General features: G+C 71.9%; 13 protein-coding genes. 3 read left to right on the forward strand and 10 right to left on the reverse strand.

The annotated features are described in order from the left end of the window. The first annotated feature begins 47 nt into the window (after positions 1-47). The gene (locus BMZ92_RS19585; protein ID WP_091509873.1) at positions 48-953 is read left to right on the forward strand and encodes a LysR family transcriptional regulator; all 906 of its coding nucleotides are present in this window, start codon (positions 48-50) and stop codon (positions 951-953) included. 2 nt (positions 954-955) lie between these two features. On the opposite strand, the gene BMZ92_RS19590 is transcribed toward BMZ92_RS19585, so the two are convergent. Both BMZ92_RS19590 and folP read right to left on the reverse strand, forming a co-directional pair. Next, entirely contained in the window at positions 956-1,633 is a 678-nt protein-coding gene (locus BMZ92_RS19590; RefSeq protein ID WP_091509614.1) for a hypothetical protein, read from the reverse strand. A gap of 69 nt (positions 1,634-1,702) precedes the next feature. Next, entirely contained in the window at positions 1,703-2,464 is a 762-nt protein-coding gene (folP, locus tag BMZ92_RS19595) for a dihydropteroate synthase (RefSeq protein ID WP_245783140.1), read from the reverse strand. 171 nt (positions 2,465-2,635) lie between these two features. Here folP and BMZ92_RS19600 point away from each other — a divergent pair, with 171 nt between their 5' ends. After that, positions 2,636-4,105, forward strand: a complete 1,470-nt coding sequence (locus BMZ92_RS19600) for a sensor histidine kinase (RefSeq protein ID WP_091509617.1) — start codon at positions 2,636-2,638, stop codon at positions 4,103-4,105. Between the two features lie 20 nt (positions 4,106-4,125). Then, a complete protein-coding gene (locus tag BMZ92_RS19605) occupies positions 4,126-4,740 on the forward strand; it encodes a response regulator transcription factor (protein ID WP_245783141.1) in 615 nt (204 codons plus the stop codon). A 181-nt stretch (positions 4,741-4,921) separates the two neighbouring features. On the opposite strand, the gene BMZ92_RS19610 is transcribed toward BMZ92_RS19605, so the two are convergent. The 8 genes from BMZ92_RS19610 to pabB all read right to left on the reverse strand — a co-directional run bounded on the left by BMZ92_RS19610 (position 4,922) and on the right by pabB (position 12,003). After that, positions 4,922-5,617: an alpha/beta fold hydrolase gene (locus BMZ92_RS19610; protein ID WP_091509622.1), complete on the reverse strand. Its 696-nt coding sequence runs from the start codon at positions 5,615-5,617 to the stop codon at positions 4,922-4,924. Further along, complete coding sequence (locus BMZ92_RS19615) at positions 5,614-6,450, reverse strand: class III extradiol dioxygenase subunit beta (RefSeq protein ID WP_483860454.1); 837 nt, start codon at positions 6,448-6,450, stop codon at positions 5,614-5,616. Before BMZ92_RS19615 ends, BMZ92_RS19610 begins: the two co-directional genes overlap by 4 nt. 1 nt (position 6,451) lies before the next feature. Continuing rightward, positions 6,452-6,796, reverse strand: coding sequence for a protocatechuate 3,4-dioxygenase (locus BMZ92_RS19620; RefSeq protein ID WP_091509626.1), 345 nt, complete (start codon positions 6,794-6,796; stop codon positions 6,452-6,454). Then, positions 6,793-7,635 carry a bifunctional 5,10-methylenetetrahydrofolate dehydrogenase/5,10-methenyltetrahydrofolate cyclohydrolase gene (locus BMZ92_RS19625; protein ID WP_091509628.1) on the reverse strand — a complete coding sequence of 281 codons (843 nt, stop codon included), beginning with the start codon at positions 7,633-7,635 and terminating at the stop codon, positions 6,793-6,795. Before BMZ92_RS19625 ends, BMZ92_RS19620 begins: the two co-directional genes overlap by 4 nt. Then, entirely contained in the window at positions 7,632-8,507 is an 876-nt protein-coding gene (gene purU, locus BMZ92_RS19630; protein WP_091509629.1) for a formyltetrahydrofolate deformylase, read from the reverse strand. Before purU ends, BMZ92_RS19625 begins: the two co-directional genes overlap by 4 nt. Beyond that, complete coding sequence (locus BMZ92_RS19635) at positions 8,504-9,379, reverse strand: methylenetetrahydrofolate reductase (protein WP_091509631.1); 876 nt, start codon at positions 9,377-9,379, stop codon at positions 8,504-8,506. Before BMZ92_RS19635 ends, purU begins: the two co-directional genes overlap by 4 nt. Before the next feature lie 39 nt (positions 9,380-9,418). Next, entirely contained in the window at positions 9,419-10,771 is a 1,353-nt protein-coding gene (locus BMZ92_RS19640; protein ID WP_091509632.1) for an aminomethyltransferase family protein, read from the reverse strand. A 77-nt stretch (positions 10,772-10,848) separates the two neighbouring features. After that, on the reverse strand, positions 10,849-12,003 hold the full coding sequence (pabB, locus tag BMZ92_RS19645) for an aminodeoxychorismate synthase component I (RefSeq protein ID WP_091509878.1): 1,155 nt from the start codon (positions 12,001-12,003) through the stop codon (positions 10,849-10,851). Positions 12,004-12,060: the final 57 nt, after the last annotated feature.

Raw genomic sequence — 12,060 nt, forward strand, 5'->3', positions numbered from 1 at the left:
TGTGTTCCAATCAATGTTGGCGACGACGCTTATAGACAGGATCGATGATGCGGGAGTTCGACCTCAACCTCGTGCGCACGTTCGTCCTGCTCTACGAGACCCGCAGCGTGACCGCGACGGCCGAGTCGATGCACGTCACCCAGCCGACGATCAGCTACGGCCTGCAGAAGCTGCGGCGCCGCTTTTCCGACGAGCTGTTCCGCCGCAGCGGCAACGGCCTCGTGCCCACGACGACCGCGCGGGAGCTGTACCGGCCGCTGCAGAACGCGCTGGTGGAGATCGAGTCCGCGGTCAGCGGGGCGCACTCGTTCGACCCGGCGTCGGCGCGCACGTCGTTCACGCTGTGCCTGTCGGACCTCGGCGAGGTGTCGCTGCTGCCGGTCCTGATGGCGGCGCTGCCGTCGCGCGCGCCCGGGGTGACGCTGACCGTGCGCCCGCTCGACGTGGTCAACGCCGTGGACCAGCTGGGGCGCGGGGAGATCGACGCGTTCATCGCTTCGCCGCCGCTGAGTTCGCAGCGGGTGCGGCGCGTTCCGCTGTTCTCCGAGGGGTACGTCGGCATGGTGGCGGCGGACCACCCCCGGCTGCGGGGCAAGCGCGCAGACCTGGCCGCGCTCGCGGGCGAACGGCACATCGCGGTGTTCGGCCCCGCCGGGCACGAGGGGCCGCGCCGGGCGCTGGAGGCACACGGGCTGCTCGACCGCGTCGTCCTGGAGGTGACGCGGTTTTCGACGCTGCCGTACCTGGTGCAGGACAGCGAACTCGTGGCGATGGTGCCCCGGCTCGTCGGCAGGGTGTTCACGGCCGAGCACCGCGTGCGGCTGCTGGAGCTGCCGATGGAGATCGAACCCGCGCAGGTGTCCGTCTACGCGCGGCACCGTCACACGTGCACCCCGGCGCAGCAGTGGCTGGTGGAGTTCATGCACGCGGAGCTGGCCGGCCTCGGCCAGTGACGTCAGGCGCGCGTCACGGCGGCGGCGAGCAGCGGGCCGAGCTTGCCGAACACCGCGTCGGCCTTGCGCTTGACCTCCCCCGCCGCGTTCCCCTGGACGTCCAGGGTGGCCGACGTCACGAGCGTGCCGTGTGCGACGACGACCACGCAGTTGCGCTCCGCGAAGGGGCCCTCGTACTCCGAGCACACTGCGGCCTGCGCGTCCACGCCGGGCGCGGCGGCCAGCTGCGGCTGCTTCGTGCCGGTGGGGCTGCCCGTGCCCGCGGTGCAGCCGCCGGCGGCGACCAGTTCGGCGACCGCCTGCGCCGCCTTGCCATCCGGGTACTGCGCGGTCTGCTGGTGCAGGTTCACCGCGACGCTCAGCGGATCCCCGGTGTACCAGTCCTTCCCCTGCTCCTGGATGATCTCGGCGTCCGAAGGCAGCTTGTCGCGGCACGAGCCGACGAGCTGGAGGCCGGGCCCGCTCACGGCGCGCGGCTGGGTGTCGCTCGTGAAGCCGAGCGTCGCCGCGTCCTGCGCGGTGAGCATCGCACGGACGACCGGTGCGGCGTCGGGCGCTTGCGAGCTGCTCGCGGGAGGCGGGGGCGGCGGTGCGGACGGCTGGGGTGCAGCCGGGGCGGGGGCCGAACACGCGGCGAGGGACAGCAGCAACAGTGCGGCGGCCGCGATTCTGCGGAGCATGGGAGGAACCTTCCGGGAGCGCCGCGGCGCCCGCGGACGATTCCATGATCGTTCCGCCGCCGGGTCGCGTTACAGGTCCCACACCGCCTTCAGCACGGCGATCGTGTCCACCGTCTCCGCCACGTCGTGCACCCGGATCAGGTCCACCCCGGCCCGCAGCGCCGGGGCGAGCAACGCCAGCGACGCCGGCAGCCGGTCGTCCACCGGCCTGCCGGTGAGCGCGCCCAGGAACGACTTGCGGCTCACCCCCAGCGCGACCGGGATCCCGAGCTCGCACAGGCGCGGCAGGTCCCGCAGCAGGCGGACGTTGTCCTCGGCGTTCTTGCCGAACCCGATCCCCGGGTCGAGCCACAGCTCCCGCACGCCGTCCGCCCGCGCCGCCTCCGCCAGCGAGGTCAGGTAACCCGTGACCTCCGCACATACGTCCACATAGGACGGTGCCGCGTCCGGTAGCACAGGCACCGTGTGCGCGTGCATCCCGATGTAGCCGACGCCGAGCCTGCCCGCCACGTCGTACAGCTTGCCCGAGACGTCGTTGACGATCGTCGCCCCGGCCTCGACCGCCGCCTCCGCCACGTCGGCGTTGCGCGTGTCCACCGAGACCCGGCCGCGCGCCGCCAGCGCCGAAACCACCGGCACGACGCGGTCCAGCTCCTCCTCCACCGAGACCGGCACGGCGCCGGGACGGGTGGACTCGCCGCCGACGTCCACCGCCCACGCGCCGTCGCTGAACATCCGCTGTCCGGCCGCGACGGCGCGCGCGACCGTGTCGAAGCGGCTGCCCGCCCAGAACGAATCCGGCGTCGCGTTCACGATTCCCAGTACCCGCACCGGAAAGATCGTAGGCAGCGGCACCGGGCGCGGACCACGGAGCAATGACGGCGCCCACGCGGTAATCGGCCTCGGACGGGCCGAGACAAATGATGCGGATCCGGCCCCTGGCTCTGCTGCCCGCGCCGTCCCACCGGCATGCTGGAGGAGCACGTGTGGAAGGAGAATGCCATGCCCGGCCTGAAAGCCCCGGCCGTCGACGTGGCCGCGCTCGCCCTCGACGCGCCCGACGGACTGGCGCTGGTCGATCCCGGCGGCCGGTTCGCCTGGCTCAACCACGCCGCCGCGCGCCTGTGCGGCCGCGAGGTGCTCGGCGCACCGTCGCCGTTCACCGCCGGCGAGGGCGAGCAGAGCGCGGTGTGGACACCGGAACCCGAGGTGCGGCGGGAATTCGCCTACCGCACGCGGGGTCTGCCCGACGGGTCCACTCTGGTCTCGTTCCGCGACGTCACGGACGAACGCCACCGGCAGCGGCGGCTCGCCGCCCTGGCCAGCACGGCGGCGAACCTGGCTTCGCAGGGGTCGTTGCCCGAGATCCTCGACGCGCTCGCGTCGGAGGTGCTGCGGACCGACGCGCTGGCGGCCGTGCAGATCCTCGCGCTCGACGACTCGGGAGCGGGGTTGCGGATCATGGGCTCGGCCGGGTTCCGGCACTGGCCGGACTTCTTCCCCCGGCTCATGGAATGCCGCCGCCGGGGCGCGTCGCTGAAGATGCTAGAGGCGTTCGAAACGGGCGAACCGGTGGTCGTGCCCGACCGGGGCGCGGCGATCCAGCGCGACCCGGCGTGGCGGCCCCTGGCCCACTACATGGGCGAGCTCGACTGGGAGACGTTCGCCAGCGTCCCGCTGCTGGTGCGGGGTGCGGCGGTGGGCGTGCTCAACGCGTTCTTCCTGCCGGGGCACTCCGTCGGGCCGCAGACGGTGGAGTTCCTGCTCGCGATGGCGGAGCAGGCGGCGATGGCCGTGGACTACGCCGGGCTGCTGCGCCGTGAACGCGAGGACGCGCGCCGCGAGGAACGGCAGCGGCTGGCGCGCGACCTGCACGATTCGATCGTGCAGCAGGTGTTCTCCATCAGCATGCAGGCGAAGTCGCTGGAGGTGCTGGGGCAGCGCGGCGACAGCGTGCCGGTGGCGGCGGTGGCGCGGATCGCGGGTGAGGTCGGCTCGCTGTCGCACACCGTGCTCGCCGACCTGCGGGCGATGGTGCACGAGCTGCGGCCCTCGACGTCGGCGGAGCTGGGCGGGCTGGAGGAGGCCATCAGGGCGCTGGCCGACAGCACCGCGAACCGCACGGGGCTGAAGTTCGGCCTCACCGTGGGGCGCGGCGCCGGGCGGCTCACCGGCGAGCTGGCGGAGGACGTGTACCGCGTGGTGGCGGAGGCCATCCACAACGTGGTGAAGCACGCGGGCGCGGAACAGGTGTCGATCCGCCTGGCGGTGCGCGACGGCCGGTTCACGGCGACGGTCACCGACGACGGGTGCGGGATCGGCGCGGCGGGGCCGGGCGGGTACGGGTTGAGGACGATGCGGGAGAGAGCTGAACGATGGGGCGGAACCGTGACAGTGCGGCGACACCGGAGGTCCGGCACGGTCGTGCGGCTCGTGGTGCCGGTGGACAGCCCGGCCCCGTCCGGGTCCTGATCGTCGACGACCACGCCGTCGTGCGGCGGGGCATCCGGGCGTACCTGGAGGTGCTCGACGGGATCGAGGTCGTCGCGGAGGCCGGTGACGGTCAGGAGGCGCTGGACCGGCTCGCGGCGATGGCAGCGCACCGGGAGGAACCCGACGTGGTCCTGCTCGACCTGCTGATGCCGGGGATGGATGGGATCGGCGTGATTTCCCGTGTGGCGCAAGGGTTCCCGGGTGTGCGCGTGGTGGTGCTGACGAGCTTCGGCGAGACGGAGCGGGTGCACGCGGCGCTGGCCGGCGGGGCGGCGGGTTACCTGCTCAAGAGCGCCGGCCCGGACGAGGTGGTGGCCGCGATCCGCGCCGCCGCCCGCGGCGAGGTGTTCCTGGACCCGTCCGTCGCGCGGCGGCTCACGCGGGAGCTGGTGTCGCCGCGCACGGGGCTCGGCGCGCTGACCGACCGGGAACGGGACGTGCTGATGCTGCTCGCGGGCGGCCGGTCGAACCGGGAGATCGCGGCGGAACTGGTGATCAGCGAGCGCACGGCCCGCACCCACGTCAGCAACGTGCTGCGGAAGCTGGAGCTGAGCTCCCGCACGCAGGCGGCGCTGGTCGCCGTCCGGGAGGGGCTGGTACCGCCGCAGGGGTGAGGTCGGTGGCTGGCGGCGGTTGCCGGCTGCCGGTCGCGGCACGGCAGCCCCAACGCCGCCACGCGATCAGGCGTTAGGGCAGCGTTGCCCGGCCCGGCAGGACGTAGGACTCGGCGCCAGGCACCGCGGCACGGCCCAACCCCGGCGCGGGACACGGCAACCGCATCCCGCGCCGCGGGCATCACGCCAGCGTCAGGAGTACGTCGGCCAGTTCCTTGGGGGCCGTGACCATCGCCTCGTGGCCGGTCGCCACTTCGTGCACCGGCCAGCCCCTCGCGGCTGCGCGTTCGGCGTGGGGGCGGAACACCCGCATCCAGTCCACGCACTCGATGAACGCCGCCGGGACCTCGGAACCCTTGAGCCGCAACGGTTCGGTGTACGTCAGCCACGGGTGGGGCGTCAGGCGCGGGGTCAGCCAGTCCAAATCGGCCTGCTCCGTCACGCCCAGCACCGTCAGCGACCGGACCGGGATCAGCCAGCCGAACCCCGGCCCCGCCACCGACTCCCGGTAGTGCCCGGCCACCGTCTCCGGCAGCAGGTCGATCGCGGCCTCACCGTCGTCGCCGACGAAGGCGTCCAGGTACACCCGGCGGGCGATCCGCGAAGGCACGCGGTCCGCCACGCCCGTCACGACCTGCCCGGCGTAGCTGTGCCCGACCAGCACCACGTCCTCGAGGTCGTGGGCCTCCAGCAGCGCCACCACGTCCTGCACGTGCGTGCTCAGGCCCACCGAAGGGTTCAGCAGGTGCGCCCGGTCGCTCACGCCCGTCAACGTCGGCGCGTACACCTCGTGCCCCTCGGCCCGCAGCAGCGGCGCGACCCGCTGCCACGCCCAGCCACCGTGCCAAGCCCCGTGCAGCAACACGAAAACACTCACGAAAGCTCCTCGAACAAAGCCAGCGCGGCCGCGGTGTTGGACGCCGGTACGTGGTAGGTCTCCGCGATCCGCCGGATGTTCCCGCTCAGCGCCCCGCGCATCACGAGCCACATGATCAGCTCGATGCCCTCGGTGCCCGCCTCGCGGATGTAGTCCTCCCGCGTCAGCGCCGCGAGCTTCTCCGGATCGGTCTCGATGGCCTCCAGGAACATGCGGTCGAACTCGGGGTTGATGAGCCCCGCCCGCGCGCCCGCGAGCTGGTGCGACATGCCACCGGTGCCGAACACGGCGACCTTCAGATCCTCCGGGAACGAGCGGATCGCCCGCCCGAGCGCCTGTCCCAGCGCGTAACACCGCGCCGCGCTCGGCTGCGGGTACTGGATCACGTTGACCAGCACCGGCACCACCGGGCAGGGCCACTCCGGCCCCGGATCGGGGCAGTACACCGACAACGGCACGGTCAGCCCGTGGTCGACGTCGAGGCGGTGGCAGGTGGTGATGTCGAACCACTCGTCGGTCAGCTCACGCACCAGGTGCTCGCTGAACTCCGGCGCGCCCTGCACGGTCGGCACGGGACGCGGGCCCCAGCCCTCGTCGGCGGGCTTGTACTCCTCCGCGGTGCCGATCGCGAACGCGGGCACCATGTCGAGGTCCACCGCGTTGGCGTGGTCGTTGTAGACCACCACGGCGACGTCCGGCTTGTGCTCCGCCATCCACGCCCGCGCCGGGGCGTACCCGTCGAACAACGGCTTCCAGTACGGGTCCCCGGTCTTCCCGGAGTCCATGGCCGCGCCGATCGACGGCACGTGCGAGGTCGCCAGACCCCAGATCACCCTAGCCAAAACGCCGCCCTCCCGAGCGCAGCAGGGCGGTGAACTCCTCCGCCGACATCCCGGTGAACACGCCACCGAGGTACTGCATCGACTTCTTGTCCAGCATCGCCAGTTTGTAGGTGTAGAAGATGGACGCCCCGAGGTCGAGCATCCCGGTCCAGTCCCGTTCGAGCACCGCGCGCTTCTGCTCCGGCGAAAGCCCGTAGGCGTCGCAGTAGGCGGCCTCGTCCTCGCTGAACCGCTCCCGGTTCGCGGCGTCCTTCAAGGACCCGCAGAGCCGGTTGATCGCGTACCCGCGCCGGCTCGCCGACAGGTCGAGCAGGTAGTTGTCCTGTGCCTGGGTCACTTTTCCGTTCCCTCCCGCGCCGCCCGTACCGTCTGGGCGAGCAGGGTCGCGATGGTCATCGGGCCGACGCCACCGGGCACCGGCGTGATGAACGAGGCGCGTTCCGCCGCCGCCTCGTACTCCACGTCACCCCTGTTGTCGGCGTACCCGGCGTCGACGACGACCGCCCCGGGCTTGATCCACTCCCCCCGGATGAGCTCCGGACGGCCCACGGCCGCGACGACGATGTCCGCCCGCGCCACGTGCTCCGCCAGGTCCCGGGTGCGCGAGTGGCAGTACGTGACTGTCGCATCCCGTGCCAGCAGGAGCATGCCGACGGGCTTGCCGAGGATCGGGCTGCGCCCGACGACGACGGCGTGCTTGCCGGACAAGGGGATCTCGTACGCGTCGAGCAGCGCCATGATCCCGCCGGGCGTCGCCGAGGCGAACCCGCCTTCGTCGAAAGCCATGCGGGCGAAGGAAGTCCGGGTCACGCCGTCGACGTCCTTCGCCGGGTCGATCGCCTCGAACGCCGCCCGCTCGTCGATGTGCCCGGGCACCGGGTGCTGGAGCAGGATGCCGTCGACCGCCGGATCCGCCGACAGCTCGCGGATCGTCTTGACGAGGGTCTCCGTGCTGATCCCGGCGTCCAGCTCCACGCGCCGCGACTCCATGCCGACCTTCGCGCACCGGTTGGCCTTCATGCGCACGTACGTGTGCGACGCCGGGTCGTCCCCGACGAGGACGGTCGCGAGCACCGGCACGCGCCCGTGCTCGCGGGAGAACTCCGCCACCTCCTCGCGGACGCGGTCCAGCATGGCGGCCGAGGTGGCCCGGCCGTCGAGGATCCGTGCGGTCACGAAAACACCACCGTGGTGTTGCCGTCGCGCAGCACGCGATCTTCGCAGTGCCACTCCACCGCCCGCGACAGGACAAGGCGTTCCACGTCCGCGCCCTTGCGCTGCAGCTCCCGCACCGATTCGTGGTGCGACACGCGGATCACGTCCTGCTCGATGATCGGGCCCTCGTCGAGGTCCTCGGTCACGTAGTGCGCCGTCGCGCCGACCAGCTTCACGCCGCGTTCCTTCGCGCGCTGGTACGGGCCGGCGCCCATGAACGCGGGCAGGAACGAGTGGTGGATGTTGATCACGGGCACGCCGAGCTCCTCGAGGAACTCCCCCGACAGGATCTGCATGTACCGCGCGAGCACGAGCAGGTCGATGTTGCCCTTCAGCAGGTTCAGCTGTTCCTTCTCCGCGGCCTCCTTGCGGCCCTTCTCGACCGGCACGTAGAAGAACGGGATGCCGAACTGCCGCACGTCGTCGCCGAGGTCGGGGTGGTTGGACACGACCATCGGCACCGTCATCGGGATCTCGCCGCGCCGCTGCCGCCACAGCAGGTCGAGCAGGCAGTGGTCCGCTTTGGACACGAACACCGCGACGCGCTTGCGCTTGCGGGCCTCCACGAGCCGGAACTCCAGCCCGAGGTCCTCGCCCAGCCGCGTCTCCAGCGCGGCGTTCAGCTCGTCCAGCTTCACCGACAGCTCCGGCAGGTGGAACACGGTGCGCTGGAAGAACCGGCCGCCCGACGGGTCGCTCGACGACTGGTCCAGCGACACGATGTTGGCGCCGTGCTCGGTGAGCACCGCGGACACCGTCGAGACGATGCCGGGGCGGTCGGCGCCCTGGACGATCAGGCGGCCGTAGTCGGTCTGGTGCGTCAGTTCGGTCATGACCGGTCCTTCTCGGGGAGCGAGGCCAGCAGCCGCTGCCGCCACTGCTCGGTGCCCCGCAGCTCGTTGAACGTGAAGATGTGCAGGCCGCCGAGGTTGGCGTCCACCTTCGGCGCGGCCGCGGCGAGGCGCTTGGCGAGCTTGGTCGGGTTGTAGCCGCCGGGCAGCAGGAACCGCCAGAACAGGCTCTGCTGCTTCTGCAGGAACCGCGCGGACTGCCCCAGCCCGATCCCGGCGGAGATCCGCACCAGCTTCTGCCGGTTGACCGGCCCCGGCATCCCGACGTAGATGGGCAGCCCGATCCCGTCCTCCGCCAGGCCCGCGGCCCAGTTCGCGGTCGTGCCCGCGTCGAAGCAGATCTGCGTGAGGATGCGCGTGGCCAGCGGCGCCTTCTGCTTGAGCGCGAGGTCCAGCGCCTCCTGCGGGATCTTGGCGTGCCCCTCGGGGTACCCGCCGATGCCGACCTCCTCGAAGGGGTGGCCGAGCTCGTCCATCGCCTGCAGCAGCGAGTACGCGTCGGTGAACCGGCCCGCCGGCTTCGGCGCGTCGCCGCCCACGACGAACACCGAGCGGAACCCGGACTCGCGCAGCCGCGCGACCACGTCGGCGACGTGCGCGTCGTCGGTGAACTGCCGGGCGGGCAGGTGCGGCGCGACCTGGTAACCGTGCCCCAGCAAGCGTTCCGCGAGGTCCAGCGTCGCCCCGATGCCCTTCGCCTCGGTGACCGTCACCGTGAGCGGCACCGACGTCGGCACGTACTCCAGCACGTCCCGCTCGGTGTTCTTGAACGGCATCACCTCGTAGCTCATGGCGTGCACGAGTTCGGCGAAGCCCGACCGCCGGGCGCCGGGCACCTCCTGCTGGGTGGTCATGGGCTGTTCCTCATTCCTGTGTGCGGGCACGACGGGGGATCACGACCTGCGGTAGGAGTCGCGGACTTCCCGGACGAACGGCGCGGGCGCGACCGTCGCCCTGACCGCGGTCTGCCGGTGGCGTTCGACGGCGGGCTTGGCGGAGTTGGGCTCCTCGCCCCACAGCACCGTGACCTCGGTGCCGGGTTCGCTTGCGGCGACGTCGAGGGTCGCCAGTGACACGAACGCCTGCTCGTTGGTCAGGTACCCGGCGTCGAGCGAGAGGCCGACGGGCACGCCGTCCCGCAGCACCTTGTCCACCTGGAAGAACGCGTAACGCGCCTTCGGCATTTCGAGGTACTTGGCCGGTGTGCCCGGTTCCACGAGCGAGCGGACGGTCGCGGCGAGGTCTTCGGGGTGCCAGACGAGCGTCACCTTCCGGCGGCGCGGCCGGTCGGCGAGGCGCTCCAGCGCGGCACGGCCGAGGAAGTCGTGGTCGAACTTCACCGTGCGGCCGTAACCCACGTCATAGGGGGTGACGTAGTAGTCGGCGATGTCCGGCGAGTCCATGCTGCCGCCGAGCGAACCGAGCGAGTCCGCGCTCAGCCACTCGCGGTAGCCGGTCAGCTCCGGCCCGAACACGGCGGGCACCGGGGTGGGGATCCACCCGGACTCCAGGTTCGCCGTGGAGTACGCCTTCGCGCCGGCGCGCACGAGCCCGGTGTGCTGCCCGGCTTCGAGGATCGCGCCGAGCACGTCCTCGCCCTCCTCCCACGGGCCGAACAGCTCGAAGCCGGGCTGACCCGCCATGCCGTGCCGCAGCGCGCGGACGTGGTGCCCGCCGATGCGGAATTCGGTCATGTGGAAGAACTTCACGTCGGGCAGCGGCTCGCCGGTGAGCTTTTCCACGAGCGGGCCCGCGGTCGGGCCCTGCAGTTCGTAGCGGTACAGGCGCGGCGGGCCGGACGGGCGGTCGTAGGAGTTCGGGTCGCGCTCGATCGTGACGTCGTAGCCGCCCGTCTCGGCCTGGTACTGCAGCCAGTCCGGCACCATCGAGTGGCCGACGAGGTCGAAGTAGTCGTCGTCGAGGTGGAACAGGATCGCGTCGCCGACGAGCTGACCGTCCGCAGTGGCGGCCACGTACTGCTTCGCCTTGCCGGGGGTGAAGTTCGCGAACGAGTTGACCCCGAAGTCCGCCAGCAGCCGCAGCGCGTCCTTGCCCCGCAGGAAGAAGTCCGTCATGTGGTGCGACTGGTCGAACAGCACGCACGACGTCCGCCAGGCCCGCTGCTCCGAGCGCCAGTTGGTGAACTCGGGCGCGACGGGGAAGGCGTGCGGGCGGGCGGCCGAATCGCGCAGCAGCGCGACCGGCGAGCCCGCACGGCGGATCGCGGCTTCGAGGCTCTCTCCCATGTGTTCCAGTACAACCGAGGAGAGATCGCGTTACCTCGGGCATCGAGGCCGAGTTGACCGCGACAAATGTCCGACGATCACCCCGGGATGCGCGGGCGCGCGGTCAGGACCTCCGCTTTGGCCAGCAGTTCCGCGTACTCGGCGGCCGGTTCGGACCCCCACGTGATCCCGCCGCCGGTACCGTACGTCGCCAGGCCGGTGTCGCGATCGGCGAGGACCGTGCGGATGGCCACGTTGAACCGCGCCCGGAACGGCGCCCCCTCAGGAGCGACTACACCGACCGCGCCACAGTAGACGCCACGCGGCCCGGGTTCGAGGTCGCGGATCAGGGCCATCGTGCGGGGTTTCGGCGCGCCCGTGACCGAACCACACGGGAACAACGCGCGGAACACGTCCGCCGTCCCGGTGCCGGGCAGCAGCCGCGCGCTGACGTCCGATGTGAGCTGGTGCACAGTCTCGTACTGTTCGGCGTGGCACAGCGAGGTGACGCGGACGCTGCCGGTCTCCGCGATGCGCGCCACGTCGTTGCGCATCAGGTCGACGATCATGATGTTCTCGGCGCGTTCCTTGGTGCTGGCGCGAAGTCTCGCGACGATCGCGGCGTCCTCCTCCGGCGTGCCACCGCGGCGGGCGGTGCCCTTCATCGGGCGCAGGTGGACGTCGCCGTCGCGGATCTCGAAGAACAGCTCGGGGCTCGCCCCGGCGATCACGAACCGGCCGAGGTCGAGGTACGCGCTGTACGAACCCCGTTGCGCCAGCGCGAGATCCGCGTAGCAGGCGGCGAGATCACCGCTCAGTCCGGCGGTCAGGCGCGTGGTCAGGTTGCACTGGTACGTCTCGCCCGCCGCGATGTGCCGCCGCACGGCCTCCACGCGGCGGCGGTGTTCCTCCTCGGTCCACTGCGGCGTCCACTCCCCCACCCGGTACGCGCCGGGCTCGGGCGGGGTGACCACCGGCACGGACTCCGGCGCCGCGCACACGCCGAACCACGCCAGCGGCAGCCCGGGCACCGGGTCGTGCACCGGCAACGCGGGGTCGAGCCCCGCGGCCGCCTCGTACGCCACGTAACCGAAGGCCCACCAACCGTCAGCGGTCGCGCGGTCCAGCTCGGCGAGCACCCCGGCCACGTCCTCCGGGCGGTGCGCCACCAGGTCGTAGGCGATCTCCGGGAACGCCATCGCCGTGCCGGCCCGCAGATCGTCGAACCGCGCGAACGCCACCTGTGGCCGCATGCGGCCCACCTCCCTTTCCCGTCGATCACCGGGGTTTCCCCACGCTAGGCGGCCCGG

The organism is Amycolatopsis sacchari, from assembly GCF_900114035.1.
GTDB lineage: Bacteria > Actinomycetota > Actinomycetes > Mycobacteriales > Pseudonocardiaceae > Amycolatopsis_E > Amycolatopsis_E sacchari.

Excerpts from the sequence above, each read along its gene's own strand:
- BMZ92_RS19640 (WP_091509632.1), bottom strand. The coding sequence starts at position 10,771 with ATGGGAGAGAGCCTCGAAGCCGCGATCCGCCGTGCGGGCTCGCCGGTC.
- BMZ92_RS19585 (WP_091509873.1), top strand. The coding sequence starts at position 48 with ATGCGGGAGTTCGACCTCAACCTCGTGCGCACGTTCGTCCTGCTCTAC.
- BMZ92_RS19590 (WP_091509614.1), bottom strand. The coding sequence starts at position 1,633 with ATGCTCCGCAGAATCGCGGCCGCCGCACTGTTGCTGCTGTCCCTCGCC.
- BMZ92_RS19600 (WP_091509617.1), top strand. The coding sequence starts at position 2,636 with ATGCCCGGCCTGAAAGCCCCGGCCGTCGACGTGGCCGCGCTCGCCCTC.
- pabB (WP_091509878.1), bottom strand. The coding sequence starts at position 12,003 with ATGCGGCCACAGGTGGCGTTCGCGCGGTTCGACGATCTGCGGGCCGGC.
- purU (WP_091509629.1), bottom strand. The coding sequence starts at position 8,507 with ATGACCGAACTGACGCACCAGACCGACTACGGCCGCCTGATCGTCCAG.
- BMZ92_RS19635 (WP_091509631.1), bottom strand. The coding sequence starts at position 9,379 with ATGACCACCCAGCAGGAGGTGCCCGGCGCCCGGCGGTCGGGCTTCGCC.